The sequence below is a fragment of the Bowmanella sp. JS7-9 genome, assembly GCF_004329715.1.
Classification (GTDB): domain Bacteria; phylum Pseudomonadota; class Gammaproteobacteria; order Enterobacterales; family Alteromonadaceae; genus Pseudobowmanella; species Pseudobowmanella zhangzhouensis.
In genome coordinates, this window is sequence record NZ_JXSY01000024.1 from 22,335 (window position 1) to 46,825 (window position 24,491).

The following is a 24,491-nucleotide window of genomic DNA, read 5'->3' on the forward strand; positions in this document are numbered from 1 at the left end:
GAATTTGCGTTAGTCCAGTTAAATCGAAATGGAGAACACACTAAATGAAAAAACTTACTTCACTCACAATTGCCGCACCTTTATTACTTGCTGCTTCAATCGCTCAGGCGGAGGTCAGTGCAAACTTTGGTGCGACCAGCAACTATCTGTGGCGCGGTGTCACTCAGTCTGCCGACGGTGCTTCTGTATCCGGCGGTCTGGATTACAGTAATGAAAGTGGTTTCTATGCGGGTACCTGGATCGGTACCATCGATTGGGGTATCGGCAACGCAGCCGAAACCGATTTATATCTGGGATACAGTGGCGAAGCCGACGGATTTAGCTATGACGTCGGTTACGTTTATTACGCTTACTTAGAAAGCGAATACGATGGTTCTGATTTCGGTGAACTGTACTTTAAAGGTGCCATGGCAGACTTTAACTTCAGCATCGCCTACACCATCAACAGCGATGCCGATGATGCAGCGCCATTTGGTCAGGGCGACCTCTACTATTCTGTTGGTTATGAATTCGCCCTGTCGGAAGACTACTCACTGGCTCTGACAGTGGGTCACTATGATTTTGATGTGGATGGCGCACTGGATGCAGATTACAGCCATGCCCAGTTGGACCTGAGCAAAGGTGACTTTACCTTCTCAGTTTCAAAAACGACCGACTCAGCGTTATCGGATGATGACCTGAAACTGGTGGTTAGCTGGTCAACCTCATTCTAAGTCATTGAGCCAGAGCATTTTTATGATGCTCTGGCGCATTTCGCCTAAGTGCCGATTTACGGGTCAAACCGCTATTGTTGTTTTTTTGAACTTGTTTATAATGGCTCAATCTTCGGATAGGAGCACCGGATATGAACAACTCCATTAAGCGCACGTCGCTTTTATTGGCATCAGTGGCAATGACCGCTGTAGTTGCGCATGTGCTCGTTCCGCAATCGGACAGCAATGTTATGTGTAGCGGTGTCGCTACCTACGACAACAACCTGCCAGCCAGCCACCCTAACAATGTTTGCGCCAGCCACACCGAGTCGGATGTCAGCTGGGGTAATTGGTTAGTGGGTAATAGTCAAAGCGGACAATTTCATTTCCTCGATCTACTCGAGCTTATCAGCCGTCACACCAGTGACGCCCAACCAGCCAAGACCTCACCCGGACCATAATGTCCAGGCTCTGGCGGATCATTCAGAGCGTATTAGCCAGCGCCTTTGGCGTGCAGAGCGAAGCCAATCGACAGGCAGATTTTAATCAGGAATCATTCGTCCCCTACATTCTGGTAGGCGTCGTGTTTGTGGCTTTGTTTATAGCAGGACTGATTGCACTGGTGAATGTCATTACCCACTAGCGGTAAAGCGCGAGTAACTCACCTACTTTTTTGCGACTGGCACCGTGGCGACTGATTGTGCGCGACACATGTAACTTGGTCAGCCTGGCGCCGCGATACAACTCGCGGGTTAGCGCTGTATCATGATTACTCAGCAGCACCGACGTCCCTTGGGCCGCTGCTTCGCGAGCCAACACTGCCAACTGATGTTGATCGTCTAACGAAAAACCCACTCTGGCGTAGTCGGTGAATTTTGCCGTCTCGCTGATTGGAGCATACGGCGGGTCACAATAAATAACCGCATTTGCCGGTGCATTACGCATCACATCCTGGTAAGACAAACAACTGAATGTGGCCAACTGCGCCTTCTCTGCGAACGCCCACATTTCCTTTTGCGGGAAATACGGCCGCTTATAGCGTCCAAATGGTACGTTATACCCGCCCTTACGATTGTAGCGACACAATCCGTTGTATCCATGGCGGTTGAGGTAAACAAATAGCGCTGAACGCCGCTGAATGTCATTGCACTGATTAAACTCATCACGCAGCGCATAGTAGCGCTCGGCCTGATTGTTGTACTCCTGCATCAGGCGTTCAATGTCAGCGATAATTTGATCCGGTTTGGTCTTGAGGAGTTGATAAAGATTGATCAGGTCTGGATTAATGTCATTGAGATGATAGGCCGAATACTGAGTATTCAGAAACACTGAACCGGCACCAACAAAAGGCTCAACCAACACATCTGCTTCCGGCAAGTGTGCTTTGATCTCTTTCATCAATCCGAATTTTCCCCCTGCCCATTTTAGAAAGGCGCGGGTTGGGGCGTGTTTCATTATTATGGTTTTTTTACGACATTAATGCGGAACATGCATTGTAACCACAGGGATCTTGCAAGAACAGAATTTTATTCAAACGGCGACGACGCTCTGGCCTGCTCGCGACTTATTTGTCGCCCGGATTTTACAAAGGGCTGTAAATCAGGCCACTGTTTCCGGAACTCTGCAATCCCTGCACGAGCGGCCTCCAGTGAATCAAAAGAATGACGCCACACCACTACATGCCAGCCATGATCATCACGACGTGTGGCATATTGAAGCAACTCGCCGCTCAGCTTGTTGCGTAAAACGAACTCATTTAACAAATCGATATTTTCCATACCTACGATTTGCAGATAATAACGACGGCTATCAATTTCCGGCTCAACAGTCACTGCATCTTGCTTGGGCACTGACAGCAATGGGTCTGTTTGCTCTGTCTGTTCTGTCTGTTCTGTCTGTAGCGTATTGTCTGTATCAATTAAAGCCATGTCCTGATGTTCTGGGCTTTGCAAATCGTGCGGCACTTCAACATATTCATCTGACGGGTTTGTGTTCTGCTCACTCTCCACCGCGCTTTCAGCCGCTTGAGGCAGGTTATTTTTATCCGCCATGTCTTCGCTAGCAGGCGCTGCCCAGTGAGTCACAGGTAACTGATTGGCGGGAATCTTAAGCGCAGCTGGTTCGGGCAGTTGGTTGGCGATATCGGGTGTAGTGAGTTCCTGTACATCCTGCCATACCATTGACACCCCATCCGGATAAAATCGGTGCAGCGCCAGCAAAGCGGCGGACATCACCAACACCATCATCATTGCCCGCCACCACCAGGCATCCTTAAATGAACGGGTATTGCGATGCTCATAAATAAACCCGTCATCAGTCTGATCCTGATTAACTGAAGAGGCGTCTTTATCGCTCAAATTAATTCTTTCCTGCGCCAGCAATACCGGTTGCTCATCACGATGGGCGGGGAGACAAGCCTTGCTCTCAGCGGCCCAGTCAGCAGGGCCAAATAACAGCACATTCATATGATGGCGCAAACGCTCAGAACGACTATGGCGAATAATGTCCCACAACTCACTGAGGATATCGCTATGCAACTTATCCGCATGCACAATTGCAATCAGAATAAACTGCGGACTATTGCCCAATGCATGGGGCAGGATCTCGGCCAATGGCCGCGCATAATCGAGACGTAACTTGCCCACTAACTGTTCGACAATGCGCTGACGCGCCTGACTCAGCGAAAGGTTTTCCTTACCAATTAGGTAAGCGACATTAGCCTGCTCACTTTTGCGTGCTAAAAACTCAGTAACAAATTCGTTATGCTGTGCGAGAGAATCACCGCCGACAAAAATTAATTGCGACGAGTAGTTCACCAGATGATCCAGGCGTGCATGCAAATCCTGAAATGGGGGGCGTGTGTGTCCTTGCGTCAATGGTTACTCTGCCAATATGTCTCTCAATAACGGTTCCGGTAACTCAGTGATCACCGCATGACCAATTTTATCTGCGATGACAAAGCGTATGGCACCTTGCTTCACTTTTTTATCATGGCGCATATGCTGGATAAATTGCGCATAACCCATGTGAGCAGGGGCTTTGACCGGTAAATCAAAGGCAGCGATCAGGTCGGTGATACGTCGAACTTCTGACGCACTCATCCAACCAAGTGCTGCTGATGCTTGTGCAGCAAATATCATACCAGTGGCCACTGCTTCGCCGTGCAACCAGGTGCCAAAGCCCATTTCTGCCTCGATTGCATGCCCAAAGGTATGGCCGAGATTAAGTATGGCGCGAATATTCTGTTCAGTTTCGTCGGCAGCAACTACCTCTGCTTTTATTTCACAGCTACGCTGCACGGCATAACGGATGGCCTCAGGCTCTAATGCTTTCAAAGCCCCGACATTATTTTCCAACCAGGCGAAAAATGCCGCATCGTAAATAATGCCGTACTTGATCACTTCCGCCATACCGGCGGCAAATTCGCGAGGGGGTAGCGTGTGCAAACTATCGATATCAATTAGCACCGCTTGTGGCTGATAAAACGCGCCTATCATATTTTTACCCAGCGGATGGTTTACCGCCGTTTTACCACCAACCGATGAATCCACCTGTGACAGTAAGGTGGTTGGGATTTGTACAAAGGGAATGCCACGCTGATAACAAGCAGCCGCAAAGCCTGTCAGATCACCGATCACACCGCCACCTAATGCCACTAAACAGGTATCCCGCGCCGCGTGCATGTCCAGCAGTGTGGTCATAATCTGTTCGAAGCTTTTAAGCGTTTTATATGCTTCGCCGTCGGGAATTTCGATCCATTGAGCATGTGGACAGGCAGCCGCCAACTTTGCACCGTACAAGGCACGAACTGTGGGATTGGTTACCACCACCAGATGTTGATAAGGAAGATATTGATTGACCAGTTGTGGCTGTTGCAGCAAACCAGTCTGGATACAAATCGGGTAGCTACGCTCACCCAGACTAACAGTTAACAGGCTCATGAGCGTAGCTCCGTAAGAAGGGTTTGATTACAAACCGATTTTTTCGATGATTTGGTTGGCCACTGCGCGCGCGCTTTGGTCGTCGGTTTGTACCACGTAATCCGCCACTTCTTCATACATAGGATTACGTTCATCGGCCAGGCTACGCAACACCTGCTCAGGTTCACCATTTTGCAGCAGTGGACGGCGCTTATCACGCTGAGTACGCGCAACTTGCTTCTCGATGGTCGTTTGCAGATACACCACAATACCACGGGCAGATAAACGGTTACGGTTTTTCTTGCTGATGATTGAACCACCGCCGGTGGCTAATACAATTCCTTGCTTCTCGGTGAGATCTTCGATGACATTTTCTTCGCGAACTCGAAAACCTTCTTCACCCTCCAGATCGAAAACCCAGGCAATATCTGCACCGGTACGGCGCTCAATTTCCTGATCGGAGTCATAAAATTCTAAATGGAGTTCGTCGGCGAGGTGTCTGCCAATGGTGCTTTTACCTGCACCCATGGGTCCGACGAGAAAGATATTACGTTTTTCGGCCATATTTTTCAGGTCACAAACTAATAATTAATCGTAAGGTGGAAAGCTCTAATACCTCCGGTATTAACCCGGGTCATTTGAGAACGCCGGATTATCTCAGTTTACCTGTCAACTTTGCAAGCATTGCGCCGTTTAATTAGCCATTATCCGAAGATAAACAAAAACGGCACCCGCAGGTGCCGTTATCCAATAACCAGATTTACATGGATTCGAGAATAATCTTCGGTGTCACGAAAATCAGTAATTCGCGCTTTTCGTTGAGGTTTTGTCTGTTTTTGAACAGATGGCCTAACACCGGAATATCACCCAACAAAGGCACCTGAGTAACAGCTTGCGTGGCATTTTGCTGGAAAATACCGCCCAACACGATGGTTTCACCGTTTTCCACCAGCACCTGTGTACTGATTTCCTGAGTATCAATGGCGACCGCAGGACCCGTCGAGGTAGAGACAGTGTCACCACGGGTATCCTGAGTAATCACCAGATCCAGAATAATACGGTTGTCCGGGGTGATATGAGGTGTCACTTTCAAACTCAACACCGCCTTTTTGAACTCAACCGAGGTAGCGCCACTGGAAGTTGCCTGTACGTATGGAATCTCTGTACCCTGCTCGATATAGGCATCATGCTGGTTGGCAACTGTAATACGTGGGCTTGCAATCACTTCGCCTTTGTTCTCATTCTCCAGCGCCGATAATTCCAGATCCAAAATGGTGCCATCCGCCAAGCGGGCAATACTCAGACCAAAACGACCCGCCGCGCCACTGACTGGCAAATTCACATTCAGACGATCTGTCAGAGAAGGAATGTTACCGCTGCCAATGGTTTGCGCACCTTCCAGCGAACCCGATACCCCATCGGTGTCTTGTTGGTCACTGAACCCCCAGCGTACCCCTAATTCATCGGAAATATTGTCACGTACGGTGACCATGCGTGATTCAATCAGCACCTGTTTCACCGGAATATCCAGCGTGCGCACCATATCACGTGCCTGATCGATGGACTCCTGCGTGTCTTTGATCAGAATGGTATTGGTTCGCTCATCCACCGTGACAGAACCACGGGCGGTAAGCAGTCCGCCTTCCGGAGATTTCAGAATCGCAGCAATGTTAGCTGCCTTGGCGTAGTTAATCTGTAAGTTTGCTGACGTCAGTGGTGCCAGTTCCGCCACCTGTTGTTGCGACTGCAATTGTTGAGCTTCACGCGCTGCCAGTTCATCGGCCGGTGCCACCAGCAAAATATTGCCTTCAACACGCTTATCCAGGCCCTTGATTTTCAGGATCATATCCAGTGCCTGATCCCAGGGAACACCGCTCAGGCTGATTGTCACGTTGCCATTCACAGAATCGGTCGTAACCAGATTAAAGCCATTAACCTGCGCAATGATTTGCAGTACCTGACGTACGGGAACATCCTGAAAATCCAGCGAGATAGGTGCACCGGCATAATCGGATTGCACCGCCTCAGCCTCCTGCATCGCTTCTTGCTGACTCACCGGCGAAATCTCAATCACTAAACTGTTGTCACTGCTTTGCTCAATCCATTTGACATTATCCGCCAACGTGAACACGACTGCGGCGTTCTCACCTTCCTGGAAAGTTTCAATCATCGTCACCACAGACGCGAAGTCCGTCACATCCAACTGGTATAAATGCTCTTCAGAGACATTAACGTTGGCTAAATTGATGCGCAGTGCATCCGCGGATTTTTCGAACTGAGCATCCACACCCTGCTGATCGAATACCAATACGGTGCGAGCACCGCCGTCCTGGGTGCGTTGAAATTGCACGTCATTCAGGGTAACCACCTGCATAGTATGTGCTTCGGTGTTGACCAACACCGGTTCTTGCGCGCTGGCGTGCCAGCCCAGCAAAGATACCGCAGCCAGCGCAACCCAAGGCCAAACGCGACGCTGTTTGTTCAATTTTTTGTTAAAGATATATCGCTCAGACATCACTTTGCTCTCCTGCTGCTGAGGCCTTTGTCAACTTGGCATCTTTTCTAAGCCAACACCCGGTGCCATCAGGCAACATTTCTGAAATTACTATCGCGTCCGGCGTGATGCTGGTGACTTTGCCATAAAACAGTCCCAGAAAATCGCCCGGTTTAACTTTGTATAATCCGCCATCACTGCTTTGTACCAGCCCCCATTTGGTGCCCATTGCGTCAAATGACCCCTTAAATTGCAGCGCGTCTATCCCATAGCGCTCGAGAGGTTGCTTCTGACGACGAAAATCGGGCTGAGGACAGTTGACGTTTTTGGTATCCGCCACCTCATAGGTTTCACGCTTAGGACGCTGAAACGGATTACGCTTATCTTTTCCTGTGTACTCGAAAGGTGGCATGCGTGAAAACTCAGGGTATTTTTCGATGGTAACCTGAGTCGTACTGTTGACCTGTTGAATAAACGCTTGCAAATCAGACACATCCGCCTGACATCCAGCCAAGGTCATCAGTGGTAGCAACATAAGCACTTTTTTCATCTTAGCGCTCCACCAATGTGCCAGTACGATAGGTTTTCGCTTTAACCTTCAGGTTAAGCCCTTCGTTAGTCTGGTTGATATCGAAATCATGCATCGTCACAATACGCGGCAACGCAGCAACACTGGACACAAACTCACCAAACTGGTGGTAACTGCCCTGTACTTCCATCTGAATCGGTAACTCTGTATAAAATTCTTTGGCGACTTCTGGCTGCCAGTCGAGCAACTTGAAGGTCAAGCCTGCCGACGTACCCACATACGTAATGTCATCAAGCAGACCCGGCGTTTCATCACTGGTCGGTAAAGAGCGCAACATAGAAGAAAAGTCATCCTGAATGCGTGCCAGCTGCTCTTCGTAGGCGCTCAGATTAACGGCGATACCGTACTTCACCTGATAAGTACTGCGTAATTCAGGTTCCTTGGCTTGCTCTTGGTCTAACACCGGTAATTTGTCACTGACCACCAGGTAGTAACACAACACACCAACGATAATCGCTTCAACCAGCGCCACCACGGTCTTGACTTCAAACGGCCAGAACGCAACCTGTTCGAAATCCAGCTCATTCATTTCCTTCAGTTTGGCAAAATCAAATTTCATTTTTTGCCTCCTTTTTTACCTTTCTTGTCATCCGCTTTGTTTTCAGCCAGCGTTAGATCCGGAGCAACCTTGTTACTCACGTGAAAGGTAATTTTGAAATCACTCACTGCACCACCTGCATCCTGACTAGCGCGGATCGAAGACAGATCTTCACGGTCAAACACCTCAGAATTTTGCAACTGGCGCATAAATTCGGCTAGGCGGTTATTGGACTCACTTTGCCCCTGCACCTCAATCTGATTGTTGGTGCGCTTGAGGCTTTTAAAGCTCACGCCGGCTGGCACAATCTTGGCCAACTCATCCAATACATGTGCAGCAACGTTACGACTGGTTTGTAACTGTTCAATCAGCGCCATTTGCTGCTCAATCGCTGCTTTCTTCTCTTTAATATCTTTAATTTTCGCAATTTGGGCATCCAGACCGGCAATTTGCGTTTGCATAAACTGATTGCGGTGACGCTGATTATCAATCATATGGTCGATTGTCATCCCCACCAGATACATCACAGCGAACGCGCCAAAGGCAACAAGCCCCAGTATTCCGAGGTATTCCTTTTTCTTTGCCTGCCGTTGCTTTTCACGCCACGGCAACAGGTTTATATGTGCCATGGTGCAAATCCCCGACTCGCCAGCCCTGCGGCAATTGCCATTTGTGGTGCCAAACGCTCAGCCCCCTGCTTGGCAGCCTGCTCACTGATCGTGAGGTGGGCAAATGGGTTAAAAATCTCGACCTGAATATTCATCTCTCGACTTAGCTCTTCGTTAATCGCTTCGATACAGGCGACTCCGCCAGCTATCATGATGGAAGATGGGGTACCTTTTCCAGTTGCACTTGCATACATCTGTATTGCGCGTGATAACTGCTGAGCCAGATTCGCCACAAATTGCGGCAAAGAGTCCTGCCGCCAGGTCGCTGGCAATTCATTTTGGATAAGCTGACGTTCCGCTTCCAGCTTATCCAGCGAATTCATAATCGCTAAATCCTGCAAAATCACATCTGAGCCGAACATATGTTCTTTGCAATAAATGACGTCGTCGCCCTGTACAGCAGCCAGCGTCATCATATTATTGCCAATGTTGGCACACACCACGGGCTGTGGCTGGTCATCTTCCGTGTCGGCAACGGGAGCAAAATGAAGTAATGCATTGGCCAGCGCATAGGTTTCAACGTCGATGACTTTGGGCACGAACTGCACTTCCTGCAATACGGTGACGCGGGTATCTATCAGATCCCTATGGGCTGCGGTTAATAGCACATCGACTTTTTCTTCTGCGGCTTTACTGTCACCTAACTCCTCGAAGTCCAGGTAAACCTGATCTAATGGATAAGGGATCAAACTGTCGGCTTCCAGTTCAATCTGGGTTTCCAGCTCCAGATCATTCATCCCTTTATCCATGTAGACCACTTTAGTAATGACAGAGCTTCCGGAAACGGCAGTGGCGATATCATCTTGTTTGGTTTTCAGGGCTAACTTTACTTTGCGCAACGTATTGCTCAACGCTTCAGCGTCACGCACGTCACGGTCAACCAATACATTGGCCGGTAAATACTCACAGGCGCAGGCTGCCACTTCGTGACCATTCTCGGTTTCTTGTAAAAGCACCGCCTTTACCGCGCGGGAGCCAATATCAATGCCGATAATTTGCGCCTGCTTTTTCTTTAAAATTTGTTTTAACACCGGTTAAGCCCATCCAGTTGATACCGCGGGAAGCATATTATTAACTTATTTTACTTCCTAATTGGTTCTAATAACGGTACATAGGTATAAAATATAAGTCATTTTGCTGTAATTGCCCTGTTATCATTAGTTTTGTGAAGTATCTCAAACGTTTATTCTTACTTACCCTGATAGGTTGCTTTTTAGCGACCGGGCTGATTATTGGCCTTTATTATTACTATAAACCGCAACTTCCCAGTGTAGACGTATTAAAAGATGTGCATTTACAAACACCGCTGCAAATTTATACGTCAGATGGCAAGTTAATTTCCCAGTACGGAATTAAGCGCCGTATTCCGCTTAAACTGTCAGAAATACCGCAGCCCCTGATCGATGCAGTAATCGCCACTGAAGACAGTCGTTTTTACGAGCACCCTGGTATCGACTTTATCGGCGTTTTTCGCGCCGCCGTTAACCTAATTCGCACAGGAGAGCGCAGTCAGGGTGCCAGTACCCTGACCATGCAGCTGGCTCGGGGATTTTTCCTCAGTCGCGAAAAGAAATTCGAACGCAAGATAAAAGAAATTTTTATCGCCCTGGCGATGGAACAGGTCCTCAGTAAGGATGAAATCCTTGAGCTTTACCTGAATAAATATGAATTAGGCCATCGCGCATTTGGTGTTGGTGCTGCCGCGCAGGTCTATTACGGCAAAAACGTTCAGGAGCTGACACTGGCGCAAATGGCAACCATCGCCGGTTTACACCAGGCACCGTCACTGCTGAATCCCATCAGCCACCCCTCGCGTTCAATGGAACGTCGCCGCATAGTGTTATTGCGTATGCTGGATGAAGGTTACATTAACAAAGACCAATACATGGAGGCGGTTGCGGCGCCCGTCACGGCCCGCTTGCACGGAGCAGAAATCGAAGTCAACGCCCCTTACGTAGCTGATTTAGCCTATCAGGAAATGGTACGCCGATATGGTCGCGAAGAAGCCGAGACGATGGGCTACAAAGTTTATCTCACAACCCCATCCGATATTCAGCAAGCGGCAACAGACGCGGTCATTCAGAACCTGCACGATTATGACGAACGTCATGGATACCGCGGGCCGATAGCTCAACTTTGGCCGGCCGACCAACCAACTCCCGTTGACGAAACGCAAATACTCGACATGCTCTCCGCCACGCCGGCATACAGCCCATTGACCCCGGCAGCCGTGTTGGCAGTACAGGAACAATCTATCGACGTAGTGAACAAAGACGGTACCCGGCTGAGAATTGACTGGGATGGCCTCGCCTGGGCACGACAGTTTATTTCCGATATTGAACAAGGGCCTGATCCTCAGACAGCAGCAGACATTGCGCAGGTAGGTCAGCTTATTTACATCCGCCAGAATCAGCAGCAACAATGGCAAATTAGTCAAATTCCCGATGTGACCGGCGCGTTTGTTGCGCTGGATCCGCTTAACGGAGCGATCCGCGCTTTGGTCGGCGGTTATAACTTCTATCACAGCGAGTTTAACCGGGCGACTCAGGCTAAACGTCAGGTCGGATCTAACATTAAACCCTTTGTTTATTCCTCTGCTCTGGAACATGGCTTTACCCCAGCCAGCATCATTAACGATGCGCCAATCAATCAGTGGGATCGTGCCTCAGGGTTGGCGTGGCGTCCAAAGAACTCACCGGAAGAATATGATGGGCCCATTCGTATGCGAGTGGCGCTGGGTAAGTCTAAAAACGTGGTCTCCGTACGATTGCTGCGGGCGGTAGGGCTGGATAATGTTATCAATCATCTGGCCAATTTTGGCTTTAACCCAAAAGAACTTCCGCGCGATGAGTCGCTGGCACTGGGTTCTGCGTCTCTGACCCCGCTGCAGGTGGCAACCGGCTTCAGTACCTTCGCCAATGGTGGATTTTTAGTCGAGCCCTATTTGGTCGAGCGGGTAGAAAATATTGATGGTGACACGATTTGGCAAGCCAATCCCGCGCTGGCGTGCCGAGAATGCGTGCTAACCAATCTACTCGATACGCCGACAGAACCCGACACAACGCAGCAAACCCGCGAAGAATTGGAGTCGTCACAAAGCCTCGAAGCACCGAAAGCACCGCGGGTAATCAGTGCCGATAATGCATTCTTAATGACCGATATGATGCGTACTGCCTTAAAGACTAATGGCAAATGGGGCACCAACACCTACTGGCAAGGTACGGGTTGGCGTGCCGCGAATCTTTTGCATCGTGATGACGTAGCAGGCAAAACCGGTACCACCAACGATGCGCGCGATACCTGGTTTAGCGGATTTACCCCGAATCTCGTAGCTACCAGTTGGGTTGGCTTTGACGATATGAGCCGCATGCTGGGGCGCACGAGCGCAAACCAGTATCTGATAAATCAGAATCCCCAACGTTATAACTGGTTGGGTAATGCCATGGTAGGTGGCGAAGACGGCGCCAGAGTGGCGCAACCAGCGTGGATTCGATTTATGCAGCAGGCCTTGTTGAAAGAGGCGGAACAGGAGTTTTTTGTACCGCCGAATATTGTCACAGTCAGAATTGACCGCAGCACAGGCAAACTCACTCAACGCAGTGATTTCACCTCGCGCTTTGAATATTTTAAGGCCGGCACGCAACCGACCCAATTTGTGCGTGATGACGAAATAGAACAGACCCAGCAAACTGAGCAGTCAACACTGGGCGATATTTTCTAGCCGACAAACTTTACTTCAACACAATTTGGCATAGGTTTAGTAGATGACAGGTAGTTTGTTGTCCCTATGCCATTTCAGCACCACAGTGATGACCAGCAGATAAAACACACGCTTAATATTGCGCGGCGACGTGTCATTATCACCGTTTGCATGGTGATCATTACGCCGTTTTTGAGTATCTGGCTGTTTTACGCCGAAGCACAACGTACCTTTAAGAGTGATTTTCTCGACCATATCAATGAAATGGCGACCGTGGCGGCAAACCTTATCGATCCGGTACAACATGCCTATCTGGCGAACCAGACGCAGTTAGATAAGTCCATCGCGGACATGGTACTACAGCCGTTAGCACAGCTGCATCGCAGTCTCAAAGATGTGCACTACGTCAGTACCCTGACCATTGAAAACAACACCACCTTTTTGATCCTCGACACCGCATGGGTACTGGAAGACGGTGATACCGCGTATGTTCTGGAGGCATCAGATTTTCGCGAGGAATTTCCCCCACAGGATGAATTTGACTACGAGTCGTATGCGGTACTGTCAGAGGGCAAAAATTATATCTTTACCCATTTATATACCGATGAATACGGTACCTTTATCGCAGCTGCCGCACCAATTCCTCGCGTTGGCGACACCCCACAGGCATTTGTTATTCTTGAAATAAACGCCGCCACCTTACTGGCACGTGAACAACAACTGAGTCGCAATCTGATGATTTCATGTGCCGCAGCATTGGTGATTATCGGCACTATCTTATTGTTTATGTTGCGTAACTTTATGCTGATGCGCCAGGCGTTTACGCTGATTGGTGAGCAACGGGATGAATTCCAGCAACGCTCTCTGACAGACCCCTTAACCGGAATTTTTAACCGTCGGGCATTTGATCTGGCATTACAGCGTGAGATGTCGGACGACTCGGATTATCTGGCATTGATAATGTTTGATATCGATCACTTCAAACAGGTGAATGATACCCATGGCCATGATGTGGGCGATTTGGTATTACAGGATCTTGCCCTGTTGGTAGAAAGCCACATTCGCAACCATGATGTATTCGCCAGAACCGGCGGAGAAGAATTCACCATTATCAGTCGTCACCGTGAACGGAAAGGCGCGTGGGAGCAGGCCGAAAAGTTGCGCGAAATCGTTGCCGGCCATGATGTTCATTTTAACGGCGGGTCGTTAACCGTCACCATCAGTGCAGGCCTGCATTTGATCAACTATACCGAGCAACCGGCTGATGCGCTCAAAGCGGCCGACACTGCACTTTATCTTGCCAAGCAAAATGGCCGAAATCGCGTCGAACAAAGCTAATTTAAAATTCCTTATAATTCAGTCCTGTACTGAATAACCCAGCAAATCCTCTTGCCGGCTGACAATCATTTGCTAATTTTTATGACGACTTTTTTCCAGCGAATGATAAGGACATCGCCTATGCCCCGCTTATGCCCGACAACTAATTGATTTCACCTTATGTGCTGAACGGTATCCGACATGAATGTAACCTGTTACCGACATTCAAGGATTGGATAGCAATAAAAACAATGATGATTCGAAAGCCTTCTGGCAGGGCCGTGCGTAAATAAGAATGTTGTTCATCAATAACTTAGCCTTCGATTCAATGCCGCTACCGTTCAGCTCATTCCCAACAAAAAACCCGGCCTGATGCCGGGTTTTTGTGTCTGTAAGATTAGTCTTTGCCAACCCATTCCACCCGGTACAGATCCCGGCGCCGATCCAGATAGTTTCTGACCGAACCTTCATTTTGTAACTCTTTGAGTTTGTCGAAATCCAAGTCGACAATCAGTGTCATCTCAGTATTGGGTGTTGTTTCGCTAACTATCGCATCGTGAGGAAAGGCAAAATCTGACGGTGAAAAAACCGCCGTTTGACCGTACTGAATATCCACATTATCCACTTTGGGTAAGTTACCGACACTCCCGGCGATTGCTACATAGCACTCATTTTCAATCGCACGGGCCTGGGCACAGCGGCGCACCCGCAAATATCCATTTTTGGTATCCGTCCAAAAGGGTACAAACAGCACCTGAATTTCCTTTTCGGACAACAAACGCGCCAATTCAGGAAATTCCACGTCATAACAAATCAAAATACCGATGCGACCAAAATCAGTATCAAACGCCTGTAACCTGTCACCGCCCTGCATGATCCAATCGCGCTTTTCATGCGGAGTCGGGTGAATCTTGTACTGACTTTCGATACGCCCATCCCGGTGGCACAGGTAGGCAACGTTGTACAATTGCTGTTCTTCAATAATCGGCATGGAGCCGGCAATGATATTGATATTGTAAGACACGGCTAAATGGCTGATTTGACGAAGAATTTCCTCGCTATACATGGCCAGATTCCAGATGGCATCAATCGATGACTCGGCCGGGTTCAGGCCCATCAGCGGCGCGTTAAAGAACTCCGGAAACAACGCTACATCGCATTTGTAGTCCGACAACGCATCGACAAAATATTCCACCTGTTGCAGCAATTCCTGCACATCATGGAAATATCGCATCTGCCACTGCACGCAGCCAATACGCGCACTGTGCTTGCGTCCACCAATCAGTTTCGACTGATCCGGGTCGTAATAAATGTTATGCCATTGCAATAATGTGGCATAACCCAGGGAATGCTTATCTTCCGGCAAGTAAGCTTTCAACACCTGCTTAACCTCAAAGCCATTGGATAACTGAAAGGTCAGGATAGGGTCATAAATATCTTTACTCTTCACCGCCTCAATATATTGATAGGGCGACATGTCATTAGCGAATTGGGCATAGTTAGGAATACGTCCACCGGCCATGATCGAGCGCAGATTCAAATTCATACAAATTTCGCGTCGGGCTTCGTAAAGGCGACGTCCAAGACGCAGACCGCGGTATGCCGGTGAAACAAACACATCCACCCCGTACAGCACATCGCCGTTTGGATCATGGGTGGTCAGATAGGCGTCGCCGGTGATCTGGTCGTAAGTGTGCTTATCACCGAATTTGTCGTAATCAACTATGACTGAAAAGGCAGCGGCAATCACTTTGCCTTTATCAACGATACAAATCTGACCTTCCGGGAAGGTGCTGATTTGTGCAGTATATTCTTTGCGAGTCCAGGCCCCTCCCACATCCTTATACACCACATCCATTAACTCTCGGACGTCGTCGAAGTCGTCCATTGTGAGATTGCGCAGCTCCAGATGATGGTTAACACCTTCTGCGAATTCGGCCTGATTAATTTCCTGCATGGCTCCTCCTGTTGCACGAGTGACGTTTTATCCTACGTCACCGCGCAGCAGAATGACCACTTATTCGCGCATTTTTTGTTCAGTGGTGGTTAAAGCCAGCTCAAATACTTTGGAATTGCGTTGATAGTTGTACAGGCGTTTCTTTTTCTCCGGCAGACTATCGGGGCTACTTAAAGTAAAGCCTTGTTCCATAAACCAATGTGCCGTCACTGTGGTGAGCACGAATATGCGTTCAAGACCTAATTTCAGCGCTTGTTTTTTCATGGCGCGCATCAAACGTTCACCACGCGCACCACCGCGATAATCTGAATGGGTTGCTACGCACGCGACTTCGCCACAACGTTCTTCAATGTAGGGATAAAGCGCGGCACACGCGACTATCATGCCGTCACGATCGATAACGGTAAACTGGCCGATTTCAGCCTCCAATAACTCCCGGGAACGCTTAACCAGAATGCCTTTTTGCTCAAGGGGATCAATGAGATTCAGGATCCCGCCCACATCTTCGATCGTGGCGCGCCTGACCTGTTCATAGTGATGGCTGGCAATCAGCGTACCACTGCCATCGCGGGTAAATAGTTCCTGCAGTAACGCCCCATCTTGTCGATAGCTGACGCAGTGACAACGTGGAATGCCCGCCAATAAGCTTTGCTGAATCGCGCGCAGGGTAAACGGATCATTAGGCGTTTCCTGCGCTATGAGGCCCTCCAGCTCACTATATTCAAGCTGTGGCAACATGGTGCCCTGTTCATCCACCAGCCCACTGGCACTGGTAAAACAGATTAGTTTGTCGGCTTTAAGTGAAATCGCGGTATGCATCGCTACTTCCTGATGCACCAGATTAAACACCTCGCCCGTTGAGCTGTAGCCCATCATGGATAGCAACACGATAGAGCCGTCATTGAGATGATCACGGATCCCATCTACATCGATGCGTCGCACCTGGCCGGAATGTTCAAAATCCACTCCGTCACGTACACCAATCGGCATCGCAACGACCAGATTACCACTGCACACCCGGATATGCGCACCATGCATGGGCGAATTGGCCAGCCCCATGGTCAGTAACGCCTCGATTTGTGAGCGTACCGAACCCGCGGCATCTTTGACGCACTCTAAGGTTGCTTTATCGGTAATACGCACACCATCGTGATATCGACTGGCCAAACCGCGCATCGCGACCCGGCTGTCTATTTGCGGCCTGGCCCCATGCACTAGTACCAGGCGCACGCCAAGGCTACTTAGCAAGGCAATGTCATGGATGATGTTGGCGAAATTCGCTTCTTCAATGGCCTCTCCGCCAAATACGATGACGAATGTCTTACCACGATGGGCATTAATATAGGGTGCCGAATTTCGGATAATTTTGACGCTATCCTGCAGGCTCACCATCATGCTTGATTTAACTCCACACCTAAACGCAGCGCTTCCGTCTGTAATGCCGCGTGCACTGGTTTTGCGCCCGTACCACCGGGCAAACTGCGCTTGTTGACCAGAAAATCCAGATCCAACACGTCATAGACATCTTGCTGTATCTGCGGGGCAATTTGCTGTAACTCTGCGAGACTCAGGGCCTCCAGCGCACATTGTTTTTCCAGTGCGACCAATACTGCCTGCCCGGTTAAGTCGTGGGCAGTGCGAAACGGAATTCCCTTCGCAACTAAGTAATCAGCCAGTTCCGTCGCATTGGCATACCCTTGTTGGGCCGCCTGACGGGCGCGGGATTCATTCAGTACCAGGGTATCCAGCACCTCGGCGGCAATACACAAACAGATATGCCACTGACTCAGGGCGTCAAATACCCCTTCTTTGTCTTCCTGCATATCCTTGTTGTAGGCCAGCGGCAGTCCTTTCATTGTCACCAACAGGCCCTGCAACGCACCAAAAACGCGACCGCATTTGCCACGAATAAGCTCCATGGCATCGGGGTTTTTCTTTTGCGGCATCAAAGACGAGCCTGAAGTCACCGCATCGCCAAGCTGGACGAATCCCGCTTCGCCAGTGTTGTAAAAAATGACATCTTCGGCCAGGCGCGATAAGTGCATCATGCCGGTGCTGGCAGCGAACAGTAATTCCAACACGAAATCCCGATCGGATACCGCGTCCAAACTATTCATACACGGCGAGGTAAACCCCAAATCCTCGGCTAACAGGTCGCGGTCGATGGGATAAACAGTGCCAGCCAACGCGCCGCATCCCAGCGGCATTTGATTCAGACGTGTCATCGCATCCTGCACGCGCGACACATCGCGTTTGAGCATTTCCACATAGGCCAGACACCAATGAGAGAACCTGACCGGTTGGGCTCGCTGTAAGTGGGTATAACCGGGAATGATGGCATCCGTGTAACGGTGGGCCAGACGCACCAGCGCACACTGCAATGCTTCCATATCTGTAATCAGTGCCTGTGCCTGATTGCGACACCACAGACGCAAATCGGTTGCGACCTGATCATTACGGCTACGTCCGGTATGCAGTTTGCGGCCGATATCGCCTAGCTTAGTGATTAAGTGCGCTTCCACAAAACTATGGATGTCTTCGGCATCACTGCTGGCAAAATCCAATTCGCCCCGCTCTGCCTGTTCCTGCAGGGCGTGCAGTTCACCATGCAGTTGCGCCAGCTCCCGCTCCGTGAGCACGCCGGCTTTCGCTATCGCGGATGCCCAGGCAATCGAGCCCTGAATATCCTCCACAGCCAGTGTCTTATCAAACGGCAGCGAGTCATTCACCGTACGGAACATGCTGCTGGACTGGCCGCTGAAGCGGCCTCCCCATAAGGCCATCACGCGCCTCCGGATTGTTTCAGGGCGGCAATACGACTGGATAAGCTATACAGGCGAATGAAGCCTTCCGCATGTTTCTGGTTGTAGACTTCGTCTTTACTGAAGGTTGCGAAGTCTTCGGAATATAAGCTGTTGGGTGAACGGCGCTGAACCACCTGCGCAAAGCCTTTGTACAAACGCACCACCACATCGCCGGTCATGCCCTGTGCGAACACCTCTGCCGCGGCCAGAATGGATTCCCGCAATGGGGTAAACCAGCGGCCGTCATAGACCAAATGAGAAAACTCCAGCCCCAACTGCTCGCGGAATTGCAATGAGCGTTTATCCAGAATAAGCGTCTCCAGCCCCTTGTAGGCGGCCATCAGCACAGTGCCTCCCGGTGTCTCATAGGCGCCACGGGATTTCATTCCGACCAGGCGGTTTTCTACAATATCAATGCGGCCCACACCATGGGCAGCGGCGATGGTATTGAGTTTCACCAACGCCTGATATGCCGACAATGCCTCACCATTAACGTGAGTCAGTACCCCATTGGCGAAACTCAACTCAACATTTTCAGGTGTATCCGGGGCATCCAGCGGGTCCACTGTCATTGTCCAGACCTGCTTGGTAGGCTGGCACCATGGATCTTCTAACTCACCACCTTCATGGGAAATATGCCAGGCGTTCGCATCGCGGCTATAGATTTTGGTAGCTGACGCAGAGGTTTTAATATTGCGCTCAGCCAGATAATTCAACAAATCTTCGCGGGACGACATTTCCCACTCACGCCAGGGTGCAATAACCTGTAAATCTGGCGCCAGAGCAGCGAACGCGCCCTCAAAACGCACCTGATCGTTGCCTTTACCAGTACAGCCGTGACACAACGCATCCGCCCCCACTTTACGCGCAATCTCAACCTGCGCTTTGGCAATAATCGGCCGTGCCATCGACGTGCCGAGCAGATACAGACCTTCATATACAGCGCCTGTTTTAATCGTCGGGAATATGTAGTCTTTAACAAATTCTTCTTTTAAATCAACAATGTGACATTCGCTGGCGCCGGTGGCGATGGCTTTATCATGTAAGCCCTGCAGTTCCTCATCACCCTGACCTACATCGGCTGCAAACGCTACCACTTCGCAGTCATAATTTTCCTTTAGCCAAGGAATAATCGCCGACGTATCCAAACCACCTGAATATGCCAATACCACTTTACCAATTGATTTTGTAGACACAGTTCTCTCCGCCTAACCTAATAAATTTATTAAAATTGCATTTTGTGCGTGCATGCGATTTTCCGCCTGATCCAGCAGCAACGAGCCTTTGCCGTCCATCACGGCCGAGGTGATCTCTTGCTCGCGATGCGCAGGCTGACAATGCATAACAAATTGCGCGCCGCTGTTTTGCATCAGCGTTTCATTAACCTGATACGGCATAAATATCGGTGCAATATCTTCATAGCGGCTGCCTGCCCCCATGGAAATCCACGTGTCGGTATAAATCACGTCACATCCAGTGGCCAGCGCAATATCATGGGACTGACTAACCTTACCGCCATGCTGCGCCGCCAAACCGGCTGCCAGCTGGAATACCGTCTGATTGACGTCGTGCCCTTTCGGTGTGATCACCCGCACATCCGCCCCCAGTAGTGCACCAGCCAGCAACAACGAATGGGTTACGTTATTACCATCACCTATGTAGGCAATTTTGGCATTGCGCACGTCACCCAATGTTTCTTTAATCGTCAGATAATCAGCTAATGCCTGACACGGATGGTAGGTGTCACACAACGCATTAATCACCGGCACGCTGGACGCATCGGCCAGTTCAATCAGGGTCTGATGGGAAAACACCCGCGCGACGATGGCATCACACCAGCGCGAAAGATTCGCCCCCATATCTTTTAATGACTCGCGGGCGCCGAGTTTATCGTTCTGACTGTCCAGATAAACGAAATGGCCACCTAACTTGTTGATGCCTACATCAAAGCTCACCCGTGTGCGCAGCGACGGCTTTTCAAATAACCCCACCACAGACTTGCCAGCCAGTGCCTGACAATATCGTTGGGGCTGATTTTTCACTTCCTGCGCCAGTTCCAGATAGCCCATTAATTGATCCGGCGAAAACATCGCAAACGACAATAAATCCTGTTTCACTTCTTTTCCTCAAAACCGCGTCGGGACAATTCGTGTGCCCACCTGTTCACCGTCCAGCAGCGCGTGTAATGCCTGAATATCGCGCCAGCCAGCAATGATTACCTCCTGCCCCAGCAGATTGGCGGTATCCAGTGCCGCCTCTACTTTGACTTGCATACCATCTTTGATCACACCCTCGGCAATCAATTGATGAATCGCTGCCTGATCCAACTCTGCAATCAATTGTTTCTGCCTGTCCAGCACCCCTGGCACATCGGATAACAGCAACATTTGCGCAGACAGTGCCTGCGCCACGACCACCGCGGCCTGATCGGCATTAACATTCAATAGCTGCCCATGGCTATCTGCACCAATCGAGCTAATCACCGGCACAAACCCGGCCGCCAGCAAGGTAGATAACAAACGATTACCTTTAGGCGAAGCGCGCCCGACGCATTGCAGCGCCGGATCCAATTGCTGACAAATTGCAATATCCCCATCGGCAAGGCTCAGACCTACCGCATTAAAATGATACTTCGCTGCAATGCCCACCAACTTTTTGTTTGCAGTCCCTGCCAGTGCGCCACTGACATACTCAATCTGATCCTCGGGTGTAACGCGCAATCCATTGATTTTAGTAGTGGTTTTACCTAATGCATGCAGCCATTCATCCACCAGCTTGCCGCCACCATGCACCAACACCACAGCACGCTGCTTCTGTAATTTGCTGACAAGTTGAAACAACCCATCCAACTCGGCACTGCTGTCCAGCAAGGCACCACCAATTTTGATAACTAACGGATTCACCACACTCACAGGCCACAATCCTTTTCCAGCCCCAGCATCAGGTTGGCATTTTGCAATGCCTGCGCGGCAGCACCTTTTAACAGGTTATCGATGGCACTGCTCACCACCAGATAGCCACTGTGAGGATCGAACTGCCAGCCGATATGGCAACGGGGTGTGTTAACCACATCATCCAGTCTTGGCATCTGCCCGTGCGATACCCGCACCAACGGGCTGTTCACATATGCCTGTTGATAAGCGTGCTGAATATCTGCAATGTTCACCTCTTCACGCAGTCGCACACTGATAGTGGCTAAAATCCCCCGTTTAAAGGTGCCCAAATGCGGCGTGAATAATACGTCCTGCCCTAGCCAGGCGCTGATTTCAGGCTGATGACGATGACCGAGCACACCATAAGCCTGCACACCCACTTCACAAAAGCTGGTGTTCAGCGCCGCTTTGCGCCCTGCACCGCTCACGCCGGAGATAGCATTGATCACCGGGCGTACTGCGGTATCCAACAGTGCGGCCAGCGGCTTTAATGCCAGTAAACTGGCGGTCGGGTAACAGCCAGGAACCGCCACGAGGCTGGCGCGGGTAATCTTATCTGCATAAAAATCCACTAAACCGTATTCGGCCAATGCCAATTCTTCACGCTGCAAATGATTAAATCCGTAACACCTGGCAAAGGTGGCTGCATCTTTTAAGCGAAATGCCCCTGACAAGTCCGCCACCCGAATCCCGGCGTCCAGCAACGCCGGTGCCACATCATGACTAAATTCATGAGGTGTTGCTAAAAAGGCCAGCGATACACCGTCCATTTCATGCACGTCCGCCAGAGAAAAAGGTTGCAGTGTTACCCCATCCAAGCCGGGGAATTGCGGGTAGAGCTGGCTCAGCGCTTTGCCTGAATCATTACTGTTTTCAGAAACATAGGCGCAAGCCAGTTGCATACTGGGGTGTCTGCTTAACAAATTACACAATTCGGCGCCGGTATAACCACTGGCACCCAACACAATGACCTTCATTCTGATTTCATCGCTCGTTAAATGTATGAGTAAAGATAGAAAAATATTAGCAGCAACCCAATTTCATCCTAGAATTAGGCGCGCTGCTGCTAAAGGACATGGCTTCCTGTCTTTGCTGGGAGAAAATCTTGCTACCAGATCACAGATCAGATTGACGCTGTCTAGATTTGCTGTCAGATTGCCACCAAAAGCATTTTTATTCAACTTTATTGCATAAATATTTTTATGGTTCATAAAAAATTCACACAGTGGTACCAGGACATTATCGCGATTCCGAGCATCAGTGCCTTTGATGCGCATTTAGACCAGTCAAATCTGGCCATCATCGAGTACCTTGCAGAGCGTTTTCAGCAGCTGGGCTTTCATATTGATATTCAGCCGGTGCCGGGTACCCGCCACAAGTTTAATATGCTGGCCACTGTTGGTTCTGGCGAAGGCGGGCTGTTACTAGCCGGGCATTCGGATACCGTGCCATTTGATGAGGGCCGCTGGAATTCCGATCCGTTTGCACTCAAGCAGGTTGAACAGCGTTTTTATGGCTTAGGCACCTGCGATATGAAAGGCTTCTTTGCTTTTATTCTCGCCGCTCTCGAAGAGATGCCACTGCATAAACTTAGAAAGCCACTTTACATTTTGGCCACCGCCGATGAGGAAACCAGCATGGCCGGCGCGCGTTTTTTTGCCAGCCAACAGAAGGTTAAACCGCAGATGGCCATTATTGGTGAGCCGACCGAACTCAAGCCCATCTACAAACACAAGGGCCATATGGCTCACCGCATCGATATTGTCGGGCAGGCAGGACATAGCAGCGATCCAGCCCGCGGGGTAAATGCCATGGAAATCCTGCATGATGCACTGGGTCAGCTATTGCAGGTAAAAGATCAATTACGTCAGCGTAAGGATGACAGTTTCAGCGTGCCGGAATGCACCCTCAATCTGGGTCACGTGCATGGCGGCGATGGTGAAAACCGCATTTGTGGTCATTGCCATATGACATTCGATGTTCGCCCGTTGCCCGGTATGCAGGACGACGAAGTCGTTGCGTTACTGGACGAGGCTCTTGCACCGGTGCAACAAAAATGGCCAAATCGATTAACCCGCGATTTTCTGTACCCCAGTGCGCCAGCGTTTGGCTGTAATAACGAGTATCAGATCATCGAACTGGCAGAGCGCCTGACTGGCTTTTCCGCTGAGCCCGCCAACTATGCCACCGAAGCGCCGTTTATCAATGCGTTAGGCTGCGATACGTTGGTGCTTGGCCCGGGCAGCATCAAACAGGCCCACCAGCCGGATGAGTTTATTGATCTGCACTATGTTGATCCCACGGTCAACTTGCTGCGTGGGTTTATTCAGCAGATTTGCCACTGACAACGTTAGCTGGCGTTGTATAGAACGACATCGCCAGCCTTACCCGCATACGTAATGCCGCGTATTCGGCGCGGTTACCGCCAAGGCCATCTGACGGGTTAAATCACCGTTCCAACCAATTAACCAAACATGCCGCTGGCCAATGCTTTTTGAATACTCAGGGCGCTATCCTTTTTGAGCTCCTTACTCACCACCTGCTCTTCGCCAGAAATGTAAATCTTCAATTCTGCATCCAGATCGAAATGCCCGGCGGTTTCCACCTTAAAGTGCGTAATGGCTTTGTAAGGAATGGAGTGATACTCGACTTTTTTGCCTGTCAGCCCTTGTTTATCCACCAGAATCAGGCGCGCAGACGTAAACACAAACATATCGCGGATGACTTTGTAGGCCTGAATAATGGTTTCCGTTTCGCCGAGGATTGGCGCAAACTCGTCCTGAATTTTTGCTACATCAATTTCCGACGCATTACCCAGTAGCCCGTCCAGAATTCCCATAAATATTCTCCGATTGTTGTTATCTGACATTGCAATCCTT

General features: G+C 49.9%; 23 protein-coding genes. 6 read left to right on the top strand and 17 right to left on the bottom strand.

The window, feature by feature from the left end; genetic code table 11:
* The first annotated feature begins 44 nt into the window (after positions 1-44).
* The 3 genes from TK45_RS13290 (at position 45) to TK45_RS13300 (ending at position 1,335) form a co-directional block, all read left to right on the top strand.
* Positions 45-713, top strand: coding sequence for a TorF family putative porin (locus TK45_RS13290; RefSeq protein ID WP_131259330.1), 669 nt, complete (start codon positions 45-47; stop codon positions 711-713).
* A gap of 131 nt (positions 714-844) precedes the next feature.
* Entirely contained in the window at positions 845-1,153 is a 309-nt protein-coding gene (locus tag TK45_RS13295) for a hypothetical protein (protein ID WP_131259331.1), read from the top strand.
* The gene (locus TK45_RS13300) at positions 1,153-1,335 is read left to right on the top strand and encodes a DUF2970 domain-containing protein (RefSeq protein WP_131259332.1); all 183 of its coding nucleotides are present in this window, start codon (positions 1,153-1,155) and stop codon (positions 1,333-1,335) included. The genes TK45_RS13295 and TK45_RS13300 overlap by 1 nt, the downstream gene beginning before the upstream one ends.
* Here the strand turns inward: TK45_RS13300 and TK45_RS13305 are convergent.
* From TK45_RS13305 to pilM, 9 genes are all read right to left on the bottom strand, one after another.
* On the bottom strand, positions 1,332-2,147 hold the full coding sequence (locus TK45_RS13305) for a Dam family site-specific DNA-(adenine-N6)-methyltransferase (RefSeq protein WP_131259333.1): 816 nt from the start codon (positions 2,145-2,147) through the stop codon (positions 1,332-1,334). The two genes, TK45_RS13300 and TK45_RS13305, sit on opposite strands and share 4 nt — an antisense overlap.
* 71 nt (positions 2,148-2,218) lie before the next feature.
* Positions 2,219-3,568, bottom strand: a complete 1,350-nt coding sequence (locus tag TK45_RS13310; protein ID WP_131259334.1) for an SPOR domain-containing protein — start codon at positions 3,566-3,568, stop codon at positions 2,219-2,221.
* Between the two features lie 3 nt (positions 3,569-3,571).
* Entirely contained in the window at positions 3,572-4,633 is a 1,062-nt protein-coding gene (gene aroB / locus TK45_RS13315; protein WP_131259335.1) for a 3-dehydroquinate synthase, read from the bottom strand.
* A 27-nt stretch (positions 4,634-4,660) separates the two neighbouring features.
* Positions 4,661-5,176, bottom strand: coding sequence for a shikimate kinase AroK (gene aroK / locus TK45_RS13320; RefSeq protein ID WP_131259336.1), 516 nt, complete (start codon positions 5,174-5,176; stop codon positions 4,661-4,663).
* A gap of 196 nt (positions 5,177-5,372) precedes the next feature.
* A complete protein-coding gene (locus TK45_RS13325) occupies positions 5,373-7,127 on the bottom strand; it encodes a type IV pilus secretin PilQ (RefSeq protein ID WP_131259337.1) in 1,755 nt (584 codons plus the stop codon).
* Positions 7,120-7,656 (bottom strand): pilus assembly protein PilP, encoded by a 537-nt coding sequence (locus tag TK45_RS13330; protein WP_131259338.1) that lies wholly within the window; start codon positions 7,654-7,656, stop codon positions 7,120-7,122. The genes TK45_RS13325 and TK45_RS13330 overlap by 8 nt, the downstream gene beginning before the upstream one ends.
* Before the next feature lies 1 nt (position 7,657).
* A complete protein-coding gene (locus tag TK45_RS13335; protein ID WP_131259339.1) occupies positions 7,658-8,254 on the bottom strand; it encodes a type 4a pilus biogenesis protein PilO in 597 nt (198 codons plus the stop codon).
* The gene (locus TK45_RS13340) at positions 8,251-8,862 is read right to left on the bottom strand and encodes a PilN domain-containing protein (RefSeq protein ID WP_131259340.1); all 612 of its coding nucleotides are present in this window, start codon (positions 8,860-8,862) and stop codon (positions 8,251-8,253) included. Before TK45_RS13340 ends, TK45_RS13335 begins: the two co-directional genes overlap by 4 nt.
* The gene (gene pilM, locus TK45_RS13345) at positions 8,850-9,932 is read right to left on the bottom strand and encodes a type IV pilus assembly protein PilM (protein WP_131259341.1); all 1,083 of its coding nucleotides are present in this window, start codon (positions 9,930-9,932) and stop codon (positions 8,850-8,852) included. Before pilM ends, TK45_RS13340 begins: the two co-directional genes overlap by 13 nt.
* 134 nt (positions 9,933-10,066) lie before the next feature.
* Here pilM and TK45_RS13350 point away from each other — a divergent pair, with 134 nt between their 5' ends.
* Both TK45_RS13350 and TK45_RS13355 read left to right on the top strand, forming a co-directional pair.
* Positions 10,067-12,622 (top strand): penicillin-binding protein 1A, encoded by a 2,556-nt coding sequence (locus tag TK45_RS13350; RefSeq protein ID WP_131259342.1) that lies wholly within the window; start codon positions 10,067-10,069, stop codon positions 12,620-12,622.
* A gap of 66 nt (positions 12,623-12,688) precedes the next feature.
* Complete coding sequence (locus TK45_RS13355; protein WP_131259343.1) at positions 12,689-13,939, top strand: GGDEF domain-containing protein; 1,251 nt, start codon at positions 12,689-12,691, stop codon at positions 13,937-13,939.
* A 376-nt stretch (positions 13,940-14,315) separates the two neighbouring features.
* Here TK45_RS13355 and TK45_RS13360 read toward each other — a convergent pair whose 3' ends face one another.
* Genes TK45_RS13360 through argC form a run of 7 tightly spaced genes read right to left on the bottom strand, consistent with a single transcriptional unit; the run spans position 14,316 to position 22,589 of the window.
* Entirely contained in the window at positions 14,316-15,875 is a 1,560-nt protein-coding gene (locus tag TK45_RS13360) for a carbon-nitrogen hydrolase family protein (RefSeq protein WP_131259344.1), read from the bottom strand.
* 60 nt (positions 15,876-15,935) lie between these two features.
* Positions 15,936-17,270, bottom strand: a complete 1,335-nt coding sequence (gene argA / locus TK45_RS13365; RefSeq protein WP_131259345.1) for an amino-acid N-acetyltransferase — start codon at positions 17,268-17,270, stop codon at positions 15,936-15,938.
* A complete protein-coding gene (argH, locus tag TK45_RS13370; RefSeq protein WP_131259346.1) occupies positions 17,267-18,658 on the bottom strand; it encodes an argininosuccinate lyase in 1,392 nt (463 codons plus the stop codon). The genes argA and argH overlap by 4 nt, the downstream gene beginning before the upstream one ends.
* Positions 18,658-19,875, bottom strand: a complete 1,218-nt coding sequence (locus tag TK45_RS13375) for an argininosuccinate synthase (protein ID WP_131259347.1) — start codon at positions 19,873-19,875, stop codon at positions 18,658-18,660. Before TK45_RS13375 ends, argH begins: the two co-directional genes overlap by 1 nt.
* 12 nt (positions 19,876-19,887) lie before the next feature.
* Positions 19,888-20,796: an ornithine carbamoyltransferase gene (locus TK45_RS13380; RefSeq protein WP_131259348.1), complete on the bottom strand. Its 909-nt coding sequence runs from the start codon at positions 20,794-20,796 to the stop codon at positions 19,888-19,890.
* 9 nt (positions 20,797-20,805) lie between these two features.
* Positions 20,806-21,591 (bottom strand): acetylglutamate kinase, encoded by a 786-nt coding sequence (gene argB / locus TK45_RS13385; protein WP_371414279.1) that lies wholly within the window; start codon positions 21,589-21,591, stop codon positions 20,806-20,808.
* Positions 21,588-22,589, bottom strand: a complete 1,002-nt coding sequence (gene argC, locus TK45_RS13390) for an N-acetyl-gamma-glutamyl-phosphate reductase (protein WP_131259349.1) — start codon at positions 22,587-22,589, stop codon at positions 21,588-21,590. Before argC ends, argB begins: the two co-directional genes overlap by 4 nt.
* A gap of 225 nt (positions 22,590-22,814) precedes the next feature.
* On the opposite strand from argC, the gene argE reads away from it, so the two are divergent.
* Positions 22,815-23,957 (top strand): acetylornithine deacetylase, encoded by a 1,143-nt coding sequence (argE, locus tag TK45_RS13395; protein WP_131259350.1) that lies wholly within the window; start codon positions 22,815-22,817, stop codon positions 23,955-23,957.
* Positions 23,958-24,076: 119 nt separating this feature from the next.
* Here the strand turns inward: argE and TK45_RS13400 are convergent, their stop codons facing one another.
* Entirely contained in the window at positions 24,077-24,451 is a 375-nt protein-coding gene (locus tag TK45_RS13400; protein WP_131259351.1) for a PH domain-containing protein, read from the bottom strand.
* Positions 24,452-24,491: the final 40 nt, after the last annotated feature.